At 42.5% G+C, this 1,067-nt stretch carries 1 protein-coding gene and 2 pseudogenes; all 3 read right to left on the bottom strand.

Annotation, left to right across the window (positions count from 1 at the left end):
- Window positions 1-192: pseudogene (locus CIK04_RS34000) on the bottom strand (HD family phosphohydrolase); the annotation flags it as partial.
- A 23-nt stretch (window positions 193-215) separates the two neighbouring features.
- Complete coding sequence (locus CIK04_RS33995; RefSeq protein ID WP_325205838.1) at window positions 216-734, bottom strand: HD domain-containing phosphohydrolase; 519 nt, start codon at window positions 732-734, stop codon at window positions 216-218.
- Window positions 735-835: 101 nt separating this feature from the next.
- Window positions 836-904: pseudogene (locus tag CIK04_RS33990) on the bottom strand (hypothetical protein); the annotation flags it as partial.
- Window positions 905-1,067 lie beyond the last annotated feature (163 nt).

Genomic DNA, 1,067 nt, shown 5'->3' with positions numbered 1-1,067 from the left:
TAATTTATTAGGATGAATGGCACTGACGATCTTTATATCTTTATCCGCTAAGTCGATGATGGGCGCCTGAGTTCTTGGTACTGCGGGGTCGTACATCAAAACATTGGGATACAGTAGATGTGCCGCATTGACGGAAATGACCAACCCGACCATGTTATTAGAAAGTTGTACGACCGTACCTGGTGGAAACACTCCCATGAACTTAATGAGGATATTCAGGTTCTCGGCACTATAAAGGTGCTTGCAGTTCTTAATATTAGATGAGAAAGTGCGGTGTAGGGAATTTTCTGTTCTGTAGGAATGTTGTGATGGCATAATGTGCGAAAGCATTCGCCACCGCAATTCACTTGTGTCAGCTCGTCAATTTCATGTTCCTTTAAACCATCAGGATAACCGGAACCATCATTGAGCTCATGATGCTGCGCAATACCTTTTCGCACTATACAGGAAACCATTCTACTGTATTGGCTAATCCAATCCGTACTTGGTATGCAGTTTGAGATAATTAAACTCAGGATCTGTGAGTGGCGTTTGTCTTTACGGACAATCGCAGAGGGAATTTTTATTTTACCGATATCGTGAAACAAAGCGGCAAATGAAAGTTCTTTTAGCTGTGCGGCACTAAACCCTTTTGCACGGCCTATCATCATAGCGATGACGGACACGTTTAATGAGTGAAAATAAATATCTTCAAATTCACTTTTCCCATTCATGAGATGGGAGGTCATTGTCATCACTTCATCAATTTTTCAACGATGTCATCGATGAGTTGTTTCGCTTCATCAACCGCATCGGTCGGACGATTGCGAATTTTGGTCATTACAGAGCGCATTCTCGCCAACGAACGTTCAAACTCTTTTTCACATTGAATGACACGACGTCGGTAAGAACTTAACTTCTCGATACGCTTTTGCTTTTCATCCCAAAGCTTTTGGTTTCGTCCATCAAGTTTTCAGATTGCTGTTCACTTTCAGAAAGGTTTTGCTGATTAGCAGGCAATGGCTGCGTATCGCTCTGATTAACATTGAGGAAGACCCACTTCACACCCAAGTGGCGAATCATCTCCA

It is taken from the genome of Vibrio sp. 03_296, from assembly GCF_002265885.1.
The sequence above is the reverse complement of the archived record's forward strand: the minus strand, read 5'-3'. Positions and strand labels throughout refer to the sequence as shown.

Coding starts and splice junctions, on each gene's coding strand:
- CIK04_RS33995 (WP_325205838.1), bottom strand. CDS start 734: ATGACAATGACCTCCCATCTCATGAATGGGAAAAGTGAATTTGAAGAT.